The following is an 11,899-nucleotide window of genomic DNA, read 5'->3' on the forward strand; positions in this document are numbered from 1 at the left end:
CGGGCGGCCTGGCGCCGGTACGCTCGGCGGCGTGGTCCTTCCCCTCGTGCTCGTCGTCGTCGCGGCGTGCGTGGCGCTCGCGGGCTGGGCGACCGTCTACGTCGTGCGCGACCGTGCCGTGGTCCTGCGCCAGCTCTGGGGCGCCGCCGTCGTCGAGGGCCTGATCCTCGTCCAGTGCGTCGTCCTCGGGGTCCTCGGTGCCACCGGGACCGCCCCGACCGACCCGGTGCTGCTGTGGGGCTACCTCGTGACCGCGCTGTTCGTCCTGCCGGTCGCCGCGCTGTGGGCGTTCGCGGAGCGCACGCGCTGGAGCTCCGTGGTGCTCGCGGTCGCCGCGCTCACCGTGGCCTTCCTCGAGTGGCGGGTCTGGCAGATCTGGAACACGTGACCCGGAGGTCTCGATGAGCGCACCCCGCTCGACCGGCAGCGGGTTCGGCCGCGTCCTGGTCGTGGTCTACGGCGTCTTCGCCGTCGCCGCCACGGCCCGCGCGGCCGTGCAGCTGCTGCGCGACTGGCACGAGGCGCCCCTCGCGTACGGCCTGTCGGCGTTCGCCGCGCTCGTGTACGTCGTCGCCACCGTCGCCCTCGCGCGCGGCGGTCCGGTGGCGCGGCGGGTCGCGTGGTGCGCGGTGGGCGTCGAGCTCGTCGGCGTGCTCGCCGTCGGCACGCTCTCGCTCCTCGACCCCGCAGCGTTCCCGCGCGCCACGGTGTGGTCCGGCTTCGGGCAGGGCTACGGCTACGTGCCGCTCGTCCTGCCGTTCGTCGGTCTGTGGTGGTTGTGGCGCACGCGCGCCGTGCCGCACGAGCACCCCGACGACCCGCCCGCAAGCCGGCCCCACGATGTCCCTCCCGCGAGCGGGACCTCCCGCCCGTCCGCAAACGACACCTCGGAGGACCTCGCATGAGCCGCCGCCCGGTCCTGTACTCGCTGCTGTTCGACACCGTGTTCACGCGCATGGACCCCGAGCGGGCCCACGAGGTCGCGTTCACCCTCATCTCCGCCGCGGGCCGCGTGCCGGTGCTGCGCGACGTCGTGCAGGGCGCGCTCGCGCCGTACCTGGGACGCCGCGCCGGGGGGCGCGGGAGCGTCGAGGTGCTGGGCACGGTGTTCCCGGCGCCGTTCGGGCTCGCGGGCGGGTTCGACAAGAACGCGCGGGCGGTGCGCGGGCTGACGATGCTGGGGTTCGCGTTCGTCGAGATCGGGACCGTGACCGCGCACGCCCAGCCGGGCAACGAGAAGCCGCGCCTGTGGCGCGAGCTCGACGTGCGCGGCGTGCGCAACCGGATGGGCTTCAACAACGAGGGCGCGGCCGCGGCGGCCCGTCGTCTCGAGGACCTGCGCTCCACGCCCGCCGGCCGGGCGGTGCTCGTGGGTGCGAACATCGGCAAGTCGAAGGTCACGCCCGCCGCGGAGGCGCCGGGGGACTACGCGACGAGCGCGAGCCTGCTCGCGCCGTTCGCCGACTACCTGGTCGTCAACGTGTCGTCGCCGAACACGCCCGGGCTGCGCGACCTGCAGGAGGTCGAGTCGCTGCGCCCGATCCTCGTCGCCGTGCGCGAGGCCGCCGACTCCTCGACCGCGGCCGCGGGCGTCGGCCGGGTGCCGCTCCTCGTGAAGATCGCCCCCGACCTGGCCGACGAGGACGTCGACGCGGTCGCGGACCTCGTCGAGGAGCTGGACCTCGACGGCGTCGTGGCCGTGAACACGACGATCGGTCACGACCGCGGACCGGGCGGCCTGTCCGGCCCGCCGGTGCTCGCCCGCGGACGAGCGGTGGTGGCGCGGCTGCGCGAGCGGCTCGGCGACCGGCGCGCGATCATCGGGGTGGGTGGCGTCACGACCCCGCACGACGCGCGCGACTACCTGCACGCGGGCGCCGACCTCGTCCAGGGGTACACGGGCTTCCTCTACCAGGGGCCGTTCTGGGCGGCGCGCATCAACCGTTCGCTCGTGCGCCACCCCGAGCCGGGCGCGAACGTGCGGGGCACGTCGACGGGCACGTCGACGGACATGCGGACGAGCACAGCGACGGCCTCGGCCACGGCGGACGGCACGACGAGCAGCACGGACACGGAGGGGGCACGATGATCCGGCCGCAGTGGGTCTGGGAGCTCGACGACGCCGACGGGCGTCCGCTGGGCTCCCCGGTGAGCCCGGTCTTCACGACGCAGTTCGACGCCGAGCAGTGGCTCGGCGAGACGTGGCGCTCGCTCGCCGCTGGCGGTGCGGTCGTCGCGCGCCTCCTGCACGACGGCGCCCAGGCGACGGCGCCCGTGGAGCTCCGGGCCGGCTGACCGCGGCCGCGTCCCCGGCAGCGACGGTCTCGACGTGGAGGTCGCCGCTCAGCCCCGGACGCGCTGCCACGCCGCCACCAGGCGGGGCACCGCCCGGCGGAGGTCGTCGGCCGGTCGCGAGAACGTGAGGCGCAGCCTGTCGGTCGAGCTGCCGTCCGGCGTGAACGTCGGACCGGCGTTGACGAGCACGCCCTCGGCCGCGGCCGCGGCGGTGAACGCGTGCGCGAGCGGGGCGCCCAGCTCCGCCCACAGGGACAGCCCTCCGGGCGGCACGGGGACGTGCCAGTCGGGCAGGGCGTCGGCGAGCAGCCCGCACACGAGGTCGCGCTGCTGGCGCAGCGTGACGCGGCGCTCGGCGAGCAGGGCCGCACGGTCCTCGAGGAGCTCGACGACGGCGAGCTGCTCGAGGACCGCGGTCGCGATGTCCGCCGACTGGCGCGTGCGCGCGAGGCGCGCGACGAGGTCCGGGTGCGCGCGGACCCACCCGACGCGCAGGCCGCCCCAGAAGGACTTCGACGCCGAGCCGACGGTGACGGCGTACGGTGACGAGCCGTCCCCGGCGAGCGGTGGCGCGACGTCGCCCGGGTCGTCCGGGTCCGTGTCGAGGGACAGGTCGGTGAGGGTCTCGTCGCCGACGACCGTCACGCGGTGGCGCGCCGCGGCCTCGCGGACGCCCGCCCGCTCGTCCGGCGTCAGCGTGTAGCCCGTCGGGTTGTGGAAGTCGGGCACGAGGTAGACGAGCCGCGGGGAGACCTGGCGCAGCGTGGACTCGAACAGGCCGACGTCGAACCCTGGCGCGGAGCCCTCGCCACCGCGCCCGACGGGCAGGGCGACGAGCCGTGCCCCGGCCCGTCGCAGCGCCTCCATGGCGTGGTAGTACGTCGGCGACTGGACGACGGCCCGGTCACCGGTGCCGAGGAGCGTCGCCGCGAGCGTCGTGATGGCGTGCTGCGCGCCCGTGGTGACGAGGACCTGGTCGGGATCGGTCGGCGTCCCGCGCGCGGTGAACCGCGCGGCGACCGCCTCGCGCAGCACCGCGGTCCCGTACGGTTCGTACCCCCCGCCCGCGAGGTGCTCGGGCAGCCGTTCGAGCGCGCGCCCGTAGGCGGCGTGGAGTCCCGACGGTGCCGCCGAGGTCGCCTGCGAGAGCTCGGCGAGGTCGAACGCCGCCCCGGCCCGCTGCGGTCCGGCGGGTGCCGGCGCGTCGCCGCCGGTGGGTCGCGCCGGCGAGCGTCGCCGGCCGCTGCGAGGGAGCACGACGACGGTGCCGGCGCCGGTGCGCGCCCGGGAGAACCCGAGCTCGCGCAGGCGCTTGTACGCGGCGGCGGTCGTCGTGCGGGAGACGCCGAGGGCCGTCGCGAGGTCGCGTTCCGACGGCAGCCTCGTGAACGGCGCGAGGGTGCCCGCGAGGACGGCGGACCGCAGGGCGTCCGCGAGCGCGACATAGGCGGGACCGCCCGCGTGCCAGCGCCCGAGGAGCCGCACGGCGGCCGCGGGGGACAGGTGACGGTGGACGTCGAGCGCTGCGCTCGCGGTGCTCGCCCGGGTGTCGGCGGGGGTCGTGCTCGGGACGCTCATCAGGCCACTGGCTCCAGATTGGCTATAGATGTCGATGCCAATCAGACCACAGGATGGCGACCATGTCACCGTTCCGGCGCACCGCCCAGCTCGTCCTCGGCATCCTCGGCTACGCCCTGTCCATGGCGATGCTGCTCCACGCCGGTCAGGGCGGGATGCCGTGGGACGTGCTCCACCAGGGCGTCGTGGAACGGACCGGCCTGCCGTTCGGGGTCGTCGTCGTGGCGCTGAGCGCGCTCGCGCTCCTGGCGTGGATCCCCCTGCGCCAGCGGCCGGGCATCGGCACGCTGGTGAACGTCGTGGTGATCGGCGTGAGCATCGACCCCGCCATCGCCCTCGTCGAGCGCGTCGTCCCGTCGCCCGGGACGGGGGCGGGCATCGCCCTCGCGCTCGGCGGCATCGTGCTCAACGGCGTGGCGACCGCGGCGTACCTCGGCGTACGGCTCGGGCCCGGGCCGAGGGACGGCCTGATGACCGGTCTCGTCGCACGCACCGGTCTGTCGGTGCGCCTCGTGCGCACGCTCATCGAGGTCGTCGTGGTCTCGCTCGGCTGGGCGCTGGGCGGGACGCTCGGCTGGGCCACGCTCGCGTACGCCGTCGGTGTCGGGCCGGTGGTCCAGCTCACGGCGCGCTGGTTCGCGCCGCGCGGCCTCGTCGACGAGACCGCGCCGCAGGAGGCCGTGCCGTCGGCGAGCGCCCCGCTCCAGGACGCCGCGGTGTCGCCCGCGGCGCGGTGAGGCTCCCGGCCCGGGCGAGGGAGGCATGCCCGCGCCCGGGCCGGTGGGACGACGACGCGCGGGGCACCGGCCGGGTGCCCCGCGCGTCGTCCTGCTCAGGCGTCAGGCGTCAGGCGTCAGGAAGGACGCTTCTGCGGAGCGCCCTCCGCCGTCCTGCGCGCGTCGCGCTCGACGACGTCGCCCAGGACCTCGTCGATCCGCGCGAGGAGCTCCGCGGGGATCGTCACGCCGGCGGCCTTGACGTTCTCCGCGACCTGCTCGGGGCGCGAGGCGCCGACGAGCGCCGCGGCGACGTTGTCGTTCTGCAGGACCCACGCGATCGCGAGCTGCGCCATGGACAGACCGAGCTCGTCCGCGACGGGCTTGAGGTCCTGCACGCGGGACAGGACGTCGTCGGTCATGAACCGCTGGATCATGCGGGCGCCACCCTTGTCGTCCGTGGCGCGCGAGCCCTCGGGCAGCGGCTGGCCCGGCACGTACTTGCCGGACAGGACGCCCTGCGCCATGGGGGACCAGACGATCTGCGACACGCCGAGCTCGCGCGAGGTCGGCACGACCTCGTCCTCGATGACGCGCCACAGCATCGAGTACTGCGGCTGCGACGAGATGAGCTGGAAGCCGAGGTCCTGGGCGAGCGCGTGGCCGGCGCGGATCTGGTCGGCGGTCCACTCCGAGACGCCGATGTACAGCGCCTTGCCCTGCCGGACGATGTCGGCGAACGCCTGCATCGTCTCCTCGAGCGGCGTCTCGGTGTCGAACCGGTGGGCCTGGTAGAGGTCGACGTAGTCCGTGCCGAGGCGCGTCAGCGAGCCGTTGATCGACTCCATGACGTGCTTGCGCGACAGGCCCGAGTCGTTGGGCCCCCCGGGGCCCGTCGGCCAGTAGACCTTCGTGAAGATCTCGAGGGACTCGCGCCGCTGTCCCTTGAGCGCGTCGCCGAGGACCTGCTCGGCCTTCGTGTTGGCGTAGACGTCCGCGGTGTCGAACGACGTGATGCCGGCGTCGAGCGCGGCGTGGACGCACGCGGTCGCGGTGTCGTTCTCGACCTGGGAGCCGTGGGTGAGCCAGTTGCCGTAGGTGATCTCGGAGATCTTGAGCCCCGAGTTGCCGAGGTAGCGGTAGTTGGGCATGTCCCCAACCTAGCGCCCGAGACCGTTGCCCGGGGAACCGGCCGGCGGTCTCACACAGGTCACTCCGGGTAGACGCCGTGCTTCTTGTGCACGGGCTTCGGCAGGCGGGCCCGGCGGAGCTGGAACGCGCGCATGACGGCGTACATGACCGTGCCCTTCGGCACCTCGCCGAACTTGCGGACCAGCCGCTTGCGCAGGCCGCGCCACATGATGAAGGCGTCGACGATCGTCAGCAGCACGATGACGTACAGCGCCATGACCGTGACGAACGCGAGGCCCTGGTTCTGGGCCGTCAGCAGCGACATGACGATGAAGACGAGGGCGATCGGCAGGAAGAACTCGCCGAGGTTCCAGCGGGCGTCCACGTGGTCGCGCACGTAGCGGCGGACCGGCCCCTTGTCGCGCGGCGGGAGGTAGCGCTCGTCGCCGGTCTGCATCGCCTGGTACTGGCGGTCGCGCATCTCGCGCTGCTTCTCGCGGGCCGACTTCGCCGCCGCGCGGCGGTCGTTCGGCACGAGGGGCCGCTTGTTCGCGGCCTCCGAGACCTTGCGCTTGGGCGTCGGGCGGCCCTTGCTGGCTGCCGTGGGGCCACCGGCCCGTTCGATCTCCGCCGCCGCGTCGACGGGGTCGGGGGCAGGCGGCGTGGCGCCGGACTTGTTGCGGGAGAACACGGGTCCAGCGTAGTCGAGAGCGGGCACCCTCCTCACCCGCCTCCACGGGCGGGTGACGTACGGTGCTCGTCGTGACGAACTCACCGGACACCACCGATCCCGCCCTCGTGACGACGCTCCGCGAGACGGTCGCCGCCCTGTTCCCCGCGCTGCGCGCGGACCTCGAGGCGCTCGTGCGCATCCCGAGCGTCTCGAACGCCGCGTTCGACCCCGCGCACGTCGCGGCGAGCGCCGACGCCGTGGCCGCGCTGCTGCGCGACGCGGGCATGCCCGAGGTCCAGGTCCTGCGTGCGACGACCGACGACGGGCACGAGGGCGCGCCCGCCGTCGTCGCACGTCGTCCCGCCCCCGACGGCGCCCCCACCGTGCTGCTCTACGCGCACCACGACGTCCAGCCCCCGGGCGACGACGCCGCGTGGGACACCGCGCCGTTCGTCCCCACCGAGCGCGACGGCCGCCTCTACGGGCGCGGCGCGGCCGACGACAAGGCCGGGGTCGTGGCCCACCTCGGCGCCCTGCGCGCGCTGACCGCGCTCGGCGGGTCCGAGGACCTGCCGGTCGGCGTGACGGTCTTCGTCGAGGGGGAGGAGGAGGTCGGCTCGCCGACGTTCCTGCCGTTCCTCACCCAGCACCGCGACCTGCTCGCGGCCGACGTCATCGTCGTGGCCGACTCGACGAACTGGAAGGTGGGCGTTCCCGCGCTCACCACCTCCCTGCGCGGCCTCGTCGACTGCGAGGTCGAGGTCGCCGTGCTCGGCCACGCCGTGCACTCCGGCATGTACGGCGGGCCGGTGCTCGACGCCGTCACGCTCCTCGCGCGCCTGGTCGCCACGCTGCACGACGACGCCGGCGCCGTCGCGGTCGAGGGCCTCGTCGTCGCGGACGAGCCGACGGTCGACTACGCCGAGGCCGACTTCCGCGCGGACTCCTCGCTCCTCGACGGCACGGCGCTCGCGGGGGAGGGGTCGATCGCCGGACGCCTCTGGACCAAGCCGGCGATCGCGGTCATCGGCCTCGACGCCCCGAGCGTCGCGCACGCGTCCAACACGCTCACCCCGCGCGCGACCGCGAAGCTCTCGGTGCGCCTGGCGCCCGGGCAGGACCCCGCCGCCGCGATGGCGGCCCTGCGTGCGCACCTCGAGGCGAACGCGCCGCTCGGCGCCCACGTCACCGTGCGCGACGGCGAGCAGGGCAAGCCGTTCCTCGCGCCGCCGGACTCCGCGGCGATGCAGGCGGCGCGCTGGGCGTTCGCGACGTCGTGGGGCACCGACCCCGTGGACATCGGCGTCGGCGGGTCGATCCCGTTCATCGCCGACCTGCTCGAGGTCTTCCCCGACGCGGCGATCCTCGTCACGGGCGTCGAGGACCCCGACTCCCGCGCGCACGGCGCGAACGAGTCGGTGCACCTCGGCGAGCTCGAGAAGGTCGTGCTCGCCGAGGCGCTGCTCCTCGCGCGGCTCGGCTCCGCGGGCGCCTGACCGGTCCACCCGTCCGCCCGACCCGTCCGCCCGACCCGTCCGCCCCGCCCCGTCCGTCCGCCCTGCCCCGCCCCGCGCGGCGCGGGGCGGGCGGTCACCACGGTCGGCCGTCAGCGGTCGAGGTCCGCGCGCAGCTCTGCGGCGTCCTCGAGCGCCGACCCGGCGGACTCCCGCGCGGCGTCGTCGAGCGTCGGGGCGAGCAGGGTGAGCGCCTCGAGGTGCTCGCGCGCGGACGCAGGGTCGTCCGTGCGCACCGCGAGCCTCCGCGAGGTAGGCGAGCGCACGGGCCCGGTCCCCGGGAGCCGTGTCGTCCCCCGCGCGCCGCAGCGCCCCCGAGAGGATCCGGCGCGCCTGCACGACGTCCCCGTGGGAGTCGGCCTGCACGACGGCGTCGTCGAGGGCTCGCGCGACCCGGCCCGCCGGCCGCTCGGCGTAGGCCTGCCGCGCCGACCCGTCGCCGACGCGATCTTCCGGGCCCTCCTGGGCTCCCCGACCCTCGTGGTCCTCTCCGCCGCGGTGGCCGTCCGCACCGGCGGGCGGACGTCGCACGACCCGCACCCAGTTGCCCGCCGGGTCCACGACGCTGAACCCGGCCGCGCCGCCCGCGTTCGCGCGCCGGCGCGGGCGCGTGATGCGCGGGACGCCGGTGAGCGGGAGCCGCCCGTACCGGGCACGCAGCCCCGTGGCGAACGTGTCGAACACGGGCGCGGTGTCGTCGACGACCGCGATGCACGTGCTGTACGAGTCGTCGGGCGCGACGCCGACGAGCCCGAAGTAGTGGATCTGGAACCCTCCGCGGCGCAGCGCGACGTACGGGTTCGGCCGGAGCCTGGCGGTAGGTGACCTCGAGCCCCAGGTCCACCCAGAAGTCGCGCATCGCGTCGACGTCCGGGCAGGGCAGCGCGGGCACCATCGTGGCGTCGAACGGGTCCGTTCCCATCCGCCCATCGAACCACCTGGGACGCGGGGACCGCCCGCCGCCGTCCGGCTCCGGACGACGGCACCCCACCCTCGGTCAGACGGTGCGGTGGGCGACGTCGAGCGCGCGCGACCAGGCCGCGACGTCGTCGGGAAGGTCGGGGGCGACGACCTCGTCGCCGAGCAGCGCGACGACGGCCGGCGCGGGCACGCGCTCTCCGGAACCGCGGGCGAGGAACCGGCCCGCGACGAGACCCCGCGCGCACAGGTCGCCGCGGCGCGTGAAGACCTGCTCGAGGTAGATGACGCGCTCGTCCCAGCCGAGCACGCGCGTGGTGATCTCGAACCGGTCCCACAGGCCTGCAGCGAGCGGCGGTACTTCACGGTCGACGCGGCGACGACGGGGTACCAGCCCTTGTCCTGCAGGAGCGGGAACCCGCCGAGGTCGGCGATGAAGTTGCTGCGCGCGACGTCCATCATCTGCAGGTACACGCCGTTGTTCACGTGGAGGTAGAGGTCGAGGTCGCCGGGCCGCACGCGCATCCGCGTGACCGACGGGTCGAGGACGTCGCGGCCCGGGACGGCGCGGCGCGGCTTCGTGGTGGCGACGAGGAGCCCGGGCGGCGGGTCACCGTCGCAGGCTACTACCCCGCACCTGCGGTATCAGGTATCTGGGTGCCGGCCCGGCCGCGACCCGAGCGGCCCGGTGCCCAGGCGCGTGTGCGAGGATGCGCGGCGTGACGACGACGAGCACCGCCCCTCGCCCTCCCGCCACCCCCGACGCCGCCCGGCCCCCGTGGGTCGTCCGCGCGTTCCGCGCCGTCGCGATCGCCGAGGCGTTCTCCTGGGCCGGCCTGCTCGTCGGGATGTACCTCAAGTGGGTCGCCGGGACGACCGAGCGGGGCGTCGAGATCTTCGGGCCGGTCCACGGCGGCCTGGTGCTCGTCTACGTCGCGCTCGCGCTGGTCGTCGCCGTGCGCCTGCGCTGGTCGCTGTGGACGACCTTCCTCGCGCTCGCGGCCACCGTCCCGCCGTTCTGCACCGTCGCGTTCGACGTCTGGGCGCACCGCACGGGCCGGTACCGCTCCCGACGCCCCGCACCGACGGTCGCGGGCTGACGCCGGTCGGCGCGGGTCAGACCGGAGGGGCCGGGTCGTACTGGATCGCCCGCCGGACGGCGCGCGCCACGTCCGGGCTCTCGAGCCGGGCCACGAGGTGCAGCGCCATGTCGATGCCGGCCGACACGCCCGCCGACGTCACCACGTCGCCGTCGTCGACGTAGCGCGCCTCCGTGTCCAGCACGACGCTCGCGTCGATCTCCGCGAGGTCGTCGTAGTGCGCCCAGTGCGTCGTCGCCGGGCGGCCCGCGAGCAGTCCGGCGGCCGCGAGCACGAGCGAGCCCGTGCACACGCTCGCGATGATCGGCGTCTGCGCGCGCATCGCGTGCAGCCACTCGAGGTGCGCGCCGTCGGCGAGGAGCGCGCGGGTGCCCCAGCCGCCGGGGTGCACGAGCACGTGCAGCGGGCCGACGTCGTCGGCCGACCGGTCCGGGACGAGCCGCAGACCCTTCGCGAGGCGGACGCCGCCACCGTCCCAGGAGAACGTCGAGACGTGCGGCTTGATCGCGGAGTGCTCCGCCCACGCGGTGAGGACCTCGAACGGGCCCGCGACGTCGAGCTCCTCCGCCTCGTCGAACACGAAGATGCCGACGTTCACCCCGTTGCCGGTGCTCATGCACCCACCTCCGCGTGCCGCCGGTCTCTCGACGGCCTCGTCGCGCCGGGCCGCTAGATCCCCGGCAGGGCCAGCATCTGGTCGAGCGCGACGCGCGCCCAGTGCGCGTCGTCGGCGTCCACGACGATCCGGTTGACCACGCGCCCGGCGGCGAGCGACTCCATCGCCCACACGAGGTGCGGCAGGTCGATCCGGTTCATCGTCGAGCAGAAGCACACCGTGGAGTCGAGGTAGTGCACCTGCTTGTCCGGGTGGGCGCGCGCGACGCGGCGCACGAGGTTGAGCTCGGTCCCGATCGCCCACGACGAGCCGGGCTCCGCCGCGTCGAGCATCGAGATGATGTACTCCGTCGAGCCCACGTGGTCGGCCGCCGTGACCACCTCGTGCTTGCACTCGGGGTGCACGAGCACGTTGACGTCGGGGACCGCCGCCCGGATGTCGGAGACGTTCTTCGCGGAGAACCGCCCGTGGACCGAGCAGTGCCCGCGCCACAGGATCATGCGCGCGTCGCGCAGCTCGGCGTCGGTGAGGCCGCCGTTGGGCTTGCGCGGGTCGAACACGACGCACTCGTCCAGCGACATCGCGAGCTTCAGCACGGCCGTGTTGCGGCCCAGGTGCTGGTCGGGCAGGAAGAGGACCTTGCCCGTGCCGTCGACGCCGCCGACCTGGTCGAACGCCCACCGCAGCGCGACCTCCGCGTTCGACGACGTGCACACCGTCCCGCCGTGGCGACCGGTGAAGGCCTTGATCGCCGCCGACGAGTTCATGTAGGTCACGGGAACGGTCGAGTCGGCGATCCCCGCCTCCTCGAGCACGTCCCACGCGTCCTCGACCTGGTCGATGGCCGCCATGTCGGCCATCGAGCACCCCGCGGCGAGGTCCGGCAGCACCACCTGCTGCGCGTCGGACGTGAGGATGTCCGCGCTCTCCGCCATGAAGTGCACCCCGCAGAACAGGATGAACTCGGCCTCGGGGCGCGCCGCCGCCTCGCGCGCGAGCTTGAACGAGTCGCCCGTGACGTCGGCGAAGTCGATGACCTCGTCGCGCTGGTAGTGGTGGCCCAGGACGAACGCGCGCTCGCCGAGCGCCGCGCGCGCCGCGCGGGCGCGCTCGACCAGGTCGGGGTCGCTCGGCGCCGGCAGGTCGCCCACGCACTCCACGCCGCGCTCGGACGCGAGGTCGCGCCCCTGCCCGAGGAGGAGCAGGGGGGAGGAGGCGGGTTCCGCGAAGCCGGTGCCCGAGGAGCGGGCCGCGTCGCGGCCGGCCAGGCCCGAGTCCAGCAAGGTGCTACCAGTGCTCACGGGAACATCGTCGCACAGCACGTCGTCGTCAGGACGTGGTCCGGGCGGGCCGGTCGG

General features: G+C 74.9%; 14 protein-coding genes and 1 pseudogene. 8 read left to right on the top strand and 7 right to left on the bottom strand.

The features are described 5' to 3' along the window. The first annotated feature begins 31 nt into the window (after positions 1 to 31). From ACWPWV_RS14125 to ACWPWV_RS14140, 4 genes are read left to right on the top strand one after another with little or no spacing between them, the layout of a single operon-like run. Entirely contained in the window at positions 32 to 388 is a 357-nt protein-coding gene (locus ACWPWV_RS14125) for a hypothetical protein (protein ID WP_454043590.1), read from the top strand. A 13-nt stretch (positions 389 to 401) separates the two neighbouring features. Further along, a complete protein-coding gene (locus ACWPWV_RS14130) occupies positions 402 to 905 on the top strand; it encodes a hypothetical protein (protein ID WP_454043591.1) in 504 nt (167 codons plus the stop codon). Continuing rightward, entirely contained in the window at positions 902 to 2,089 is a 1,188-nt protein-coding gene (locus ACWPWV_RS14135; protein WP_454043592.1) for a quinone-dependent dihydroorotate dehydrogenase, read from the top strand. The genes ACWPWV_RS14130 and ACWPWV_RS14135 overlap by 4 nt, the downstream gene beginning before the upstream one ends. After that, the gene (locus ACWPWV_RS14140) at positions 2,086 to 2,295 is read left to right on the top strand and encodes a hypothetical protein (RefSeq protein WP_454043593.1); all 210 of its coding nucleotides are present in this window, start codon (positions 2,086 to 2,088) and stop codon (positions 2,293 to 2,295) included. The genes ACWPWV_RS14135 and ACWPWV_RS14140 overlap by 4 nt, the downstream gene beginning before the upstream one ends. A 48-nt stretch (positions 2,296 to 2,343) precedes the next feature. Here ACWPWV_RS14140 and yczR read toward each other — a convergent pair whose 3' ends face one another. Continuing rightward, positions 2,344 to 3,873: a MocR-like transcription factor YczR gene (yczR, locus tag ACWPWV_RS14145; RefSeq protein ID WP_454043594.1), complete on the bottom strand. Its 1,530-nt coding sequence runs from the start codon at positions 3,871 to 3,873 to the stop codon at positions 2,344 to 2,346. A gap of 62 nt (positions 3,874 to 3,935) precedes the next feature. On the opposite strand from yczR, the gene yczE reads away from it, so the two are divergent. Further along, positions 3,936 to 4,610, top strand: a complete 675-nt coding sequence (gene yczE, locus ACWPWV_RS14150; protein WP_454043595.1) for a membrane protein YczE — start codon at positions 3,936 to 3,938, stop codon at positions 4,608 to 4,610. A 116-nt stretch (positions 4,611 to 4,726) separates the two neighbouring features. Here yczE and ACWPWV_RS14155 read toward each other — a convergent pair whose 3' ends face one another. Together ACWPWV_RS14155 and ACWPWV_RS14160 are read right to left on the bottom strand one after the other, a co-directional pair. Next, on the bottom strand, positions 4,727 to 5,740 hold the full coding sequence (locus tag ACWPWV_RS14155) for an aldo/keto reductase family protein (RefSeq protein WP_454043596.1): 1,014 nt from the start codon (positions 5,738 to 5,740) through the stop codon (positions 4,727 to 4,729). A 59-nt stretch (positions 5,741 to 5,799) separates the two neighbouring features. Then, positions 5,800 to 6,411: a DUF3043 domain-containing protein gene (locus tag ACWPWV_RS14160; RefSeq protein WP_251151488.1), complete on the bottom strand. Its 612-nt coding sequence runs from the start codon at positions 6,409 to 6,411 to the stop codon at positions 5,800 to 5,802. A gap of 71 nt (positions 6,412 to 6,482) precedes the next feature. Between ACWPWV_RS14160 and ACWPWV_RS14165 the strand changes: the two genes are divergently transcribed. Beyond that, entirely contained in the window at positions 6,483 to 7,889 is a 1,407-nt protein-coding gene (locus tag ACWPWV_RS14165) for a M20/M25/M40 family metallo-hydrolase (protein ID WP_454043597.1), read from the top strand. 110 nt (positions 7,890 to 7,999) lie between these two features. On the opposite strand, the gene ACWPWV_RS14170 is transcribed toward ACWPWV_RS14165, so the two are convergent. Then, the gene (locus ACWPWV_RS14170) at positions 8,000 to 8,143 is read right to left on the bottom strand and encodes a hypothetical protein (RefSeq protein WP_454043598.1); all 144 of its coding nucleotides are present in this window, start codon (positions 8,141 to 8,143) and stop codon (positions 8,000 to 8,002) included. Positions 8,144 to 8,451: 308 nt separating this feature from the next. On the opposite strand from ACWPWV_RS14170, the gene ACWPWV_RS14175 reads away from it, so the two are divergent. Next, on the top strand, positions 8,452 to 8,667 hold the full coding sequence (locus ACWPWV_RS14175; protein WP_454043599.1) for a hypothetical protein: 216 nt from the start codon (positions 8,452 to 8,454) through the stop codon (positions 8,665 to 8,667). Positions 8,668 to 8,904: 237 nt separating this feature from the next. On the opposite strand, the pseudogene ACWPWV_RS14180 reads toward ACWPWV_RS14175, so the two are convergent. Further along, positions 8,905 to 9,422, bottom strand: a pseudogene (locus ACWPWV_RS14180) (acyl-CoA thioesterase); the annotation flags it as partial. A gap of 122 nt (positions 9,423 to 9,544) precedes the next feature. Here ACWPWV_RS14180 and ACWPWV_RS14185 point away from each other — a divergent pair. Beyond that, positions 9,545 to 9,925, top strand: a complete 381-nt coding sequence (locus tag ACWPWV_RS14185; RefSeq protein WP_454043600.1) for a DUF3817 domain-containing protein — start codon at positions 9,545 to 9,547, stop codon at positions 9,923 to 9,925. Between the two features lie 16 nt (positions 9,926 to 9,941). Here ACWPWV_RS14185 and ACWPWV_RS14190 read toward each other — a convergent pair whose 3' ends face one another. Continuing rightward, a complete protein-coding gene (locus ACWPWV_RS14190; protein WP_454043601.1) occupies positions 9,942 to 10,541 on the bottom strand; it encodes a DJ-1/PfpI family protein in 600 nt (199 codons plus the stop codon). A gap of 53 nt (positions 10,542 to 10,594) precedes the next feature. After that, on the bottom strand, positions 10,595 to 11,842 hold the full coding sequence (gene nadA, locus ACWPWV_RS14195; RefSeq protein WP_454043602.1) for a quinolinate synthase NadA: 1,248 nt from the start codon (positions 11,840 to 11,842) through the stop codon (positions 10,595 to 10,597). Positions 11,843 to 11,899 lie beyond the last annotated feature (57 nt).

The sequence above is a fragment of the Cellulosimicrobium sp. Marseille-Q8652 genome, assembly GCF_965112045.1.

Excerpts from the sequence above, each read along its gene's own strand:
- ACWPWV_RS14130 (WP_454043591.1), top strand. The coding sequence starts at position 402 with ATGAGCGCACCCCGCTCGACCGGCAGCGGGTTCGGCCGCGTCCTGGTC.
- ACWPWV_RS14135 (WP_454043592.1), top strand. The coding sequence starts at position 902 with ATGAGCCGCCGCCCGGTCCTGTACTCGCTGCTGTTCGACACCGTGTTC.
- ACWPWV_RS14140 (WP_454043593.1), top strand. The coding sequence starts at position 2,086 with ATGATCCGGCCGCAGTGGGTCTGGGAGCTCGACGACGCCGACGGGCGT.
- yczR (WP_454043594.1), bottom strand. The coding sequence starts at position 3,873 with ATGAGCGTCCCGAGCACGACCCCCGCCGACACCCGGGCGAGCACCGCG.
- yczE (WP_454043595.1), top strand. The coding sequence starts at position 3,936 with ATGTCACCGTTCCGGCGCACCGCCCAGCTCGTCCTCGGCATCCTCGGC.
- ACWPWV_RS14155 (WP_454043596.1), bottom strand. The coding sequence starts at position 5,740 with ATGCCCAACTACCGCTACCTCGGCAACTCGGGGCTCAAGATCTCCGAG.
- ACWPWV_RS14190 (WP_454043601.1), bottom strand. The coding sequence starts at position 10,541 with ATGAGCACCGGCAACGGGGTGAACGTCGGCATCTTCGTGTTCGACGAG.